At 67.0% G+C, this 2,839-nt stretch carries 3 protein-coding genes; 1 reads left to right on the forward strand and 2 read right to left on the reverse strand.

Annotated features, from left to right (window positions below; all coding sequences use genetic code 11):
- Positions 1-120: 120 nt before the first annotated feature.
- Positions 121-957 carry a glutamate ABC transporter substrate-binding protein gene (locus ACFXOM_RS08240; protein ID WP_384928626.1) on the reverse strand — a complete coding sequence of 279 codons (837 nt, stop codon included), beginning with the start codon at positions 955-957 and terminating at the stop codon, positions 121-123.
- 57 nt (positions 958-1,014) lie between these two features.
- The gene (locus ACFXOM_RS08245) at positions 1,015-1,743 is read right to left on the reverse strand and encodes an amino acid ABC transporter ATP-binding protein (RefSeq protein WP_384929015.1); all 729 of its coding nucleotides are present in this window, start codon (positions 1,741-1,743) and stop codon (positions 1,015-1,017) included.
- 396 nt (positions 1,744-2,139) lie between these two features.
- Here ACFXOM_RS08245 and ACFXOM_RS08250 point away from each other — a divergent pair, with 396 nt between their 5' ends.
- Positions 2,140-2,685 (forward strand): hypothetical protein, encoded by a 546-nt coding sequence (locus ACFXOM_RS08250; RefSeq protein ID WP_384928629.1) that lies wholly within the window; start codon positions 2,140-2,142, stop codon positions 2,683-2,685.
- The last annotated feature ends 154 nt before the right edge of the window (positions 2,686-2,839 follow it).

Here is a 2,839-nt window from a genome sequence, read left to right on the forward strand (position 1 = left end):
ACAAAACCCCCCCAAGCGGTTATGAGCTGAAAAAAAACCAACCTGTGTTCCCCCTCTTTTTTGTTTGGTCCCCCTCCCTTCCCCCCCCCCCCCCGCCCCCCCCCCCCCACGGGCAGGGGCTCAGGAGACGACGACGCCGATCTTCGGTGGAGGCTCGTTGCGGTAGTTGGCCGGACCGAAGTTCTTCTTGACGTAGGCCTCCCACGTGCCGTCGTCGACCATCTTCTGCAGTGCGGCGTTGATCTTGTTCTTCAGCTCGGTATCGCCCTTCTGCACACCGATGCCGTAGTTCTCGTTGCTCATCTTGAAGCCGCCGAGCTTGAACTTGCCCTTGAACTGGTCCTGTGCGGCGTAGCCGGCGAGGATCGAGTCATCGGTGGTCAAGGCGTCGACGGCCTTGTTCTCCAGGCCGGTGAGGCACTCGGAGTAGCCGCCGTACTCCTGCAGCTGGGCCTGCGGCGCCAGTCTCGTCTTGACGTTCTGTGCCGAGGTGGAGCCGGTGACCGAGCAGAGCTTCTTGCTGTTGAGGTCCGCCGGGGACTTGATGGAGTCGTCGTCCGCGCGGACGAGGACGTCCTGGTGGGCGAGGAGGTACGGACCGGCGAAGTCGACCTTCTTCTTCCGCTCGTCGTTGATCGAGTAGGAGGCGGCGATGAAGGCGACGTCCCCGCGCTGGAGGAGCGTCTCGCGGTCGGCGCTCTTGGCTTCCTTCCACACGATGTCACCGGGCTCGTAGCCGAGCTGCTTGGCGACGTACGTGGCGACGTCCACGTCGAAGCCGGTGTACTTGCCGTCCGGGGTCTTCAGCCCGATGCCCGGCTGGTCGAACTTGATGCCGACGGCGATCTTCTTCCCTCCGCCGTCCGCACCGCCTCCGCCGCCGGACCCACAGGCCGTGGCGGCGACGGAGAGGGCGAGCGCGGCGGCCGTCGCGGCGGTGATCTTACGAAGATTCATGGTGATCATCCCTGGGGAGAGCTGTGGGGGTGGCTGTGCGGTGCGTCCCTACCGGCCTCAGTGGTGCAGGATCTTGGCGAGGAATTCCCTCGCGCGTTCGGTCCGCGGGTTGCTGAAGAACGCGTCGGGCGTCGTCTCCTCCACGATCCGTCCGTCCGCCATGAAGACCACGCGGTTGGCCGCCGAGCGCGCGAAGCCCATCTCGTGGGTCACGACGACCATCGTCATTCCGTCACGGGCCAGTTGTCGCATGACCTCCAACACTTCGTTGATCATCTCCGGGTCGAGTGCGGAGGTCGGTTCGTCGAAGAGCATGATCTTCGGTTCCATGGCCAGGGCTCGGGCGATGGCCACGCGCTGCTGCTGGCCGCCGGAGAGCTGCGCCGGGTACTTGTCCGCCTGGTTGGCCACGCCGACCCGGTCGAGCAGCGAGCGGGCCCGGTCTTCGGCGGTGGCCTTGTCCTTCTTGCGGACCTTGATCTGGCCCAGCGTCACGTTCTGCAGCACCGTCTTGTGGGCGAAGAGGTTGAAGGACTGGAACACCATGCCGACGTCCGCGCGCAGCCGGGCCAGCTCCCTGCCCTCCGCGGGCAGGGGCTTGCCGTCGATGGCGATGTCGCCCGCGTCGATGGTCTCCAGCCGGTTGATGGCGCGGCACAGCGTGGACTTCCCGCCGCCGGACGGTCCGATCACCACGACCACCTCGCCGCGGTCGATGGTCAGGTCGATGTCCCGGAGCACGTGCAGCGGACCGAAGTGCTTGTTGACGCCGCTCAGCACCACCAGGGGGCCACCCGGAGCCTGTCTGACGTCCTTCGTCCTGTTCACCGTCGCTCCCCGCTCATCGGCTTCATCGTCCGTCCGTGGCGGTCGGGTCGCACGCCGGGGGCCGGAGGGAGACGACCGCTGCCGGGGCGGTCGGGGCACCGGACCGCCCATCGTGGTCATGCACGCGGAATAGGCCATTGTCGGCGTGCCCTGAGTGATGCGTCGAGCACGCAGGGCGACGGACGGCGGGACAACACCCATCCGGGCGACACCCGGCGCATATGCCCGAAACCGATGCACGCACCGGTCCCGCGCAGGCCGGTGCGGGGGCGTGACGGTTTCACGCCGGAGCGAGGGCCGCGGGCGCCGTTCGGTACAGACGCCGCCGGCGGACGTCACCTAGCCTCCCGGCCCATGCGCATCACACATCTGAGACGCTTCGGTCTCTCCGCGATCCTCGCCGTCGTGCTCGCCTGCTTCAGCACGGCACAGCCGGCAGGCGCCGAGACTCCCGACCTGAGCTTCACGATCGACCAGCCGGTGTCGGCTCCGGGCTCGACGGTGTCGCTGACGATGACTCTCACGAACAACCAGGCCACGGACATCTGGTTCATCTACCAGTCCGTACAGCCGACCTGGACCACCACGCAGCGCAAGGACCTCAAGTACAGCTTCGCCTCGTGCACCGGCGAGGGCGCTTCCTGTAGCGGCACCGGCACCACGAGCCTGGGCGTCAACTACGAGATCCCGATCGCGCCGGGCACCAGCCGCACGGTGACCCTGACGTACCAGATCGCCTCCGACTCCGGCTGCAACGGGAACATCGGGTTCTACTCGTACTTCTACTACGAGTACGACAGCGGCCAGAACCACAAGGACGGCATCGTCAACACGCCGGAAACCCGGGTCGCGTGCGCACCGTCGCCCCCGGGAACCGCAGCGGGCGCGATCCACTCCTGACCCGGTTTCACCGACCTGCCTGTCCGATCCGCCTTCCCCGAACTCCGCCGCCCCGCATCCCGGCGGCGGACACCGCGGCGGGGGGGGGGGGGGACCGGGTATCCCAGTCCCCTCTTAAAGTGTTCTTCCCCACACCATCGCCATATGGAAAGTA

This window comes from Streptomyces sp. NPDC059169, from assembly GCF_042755225.1.
Taxonomy (GTDB): Bacteria; Actinomycetota; Actinomycetes; order Streptomycetales; family Streptomycetaceae; genus Streptomyces.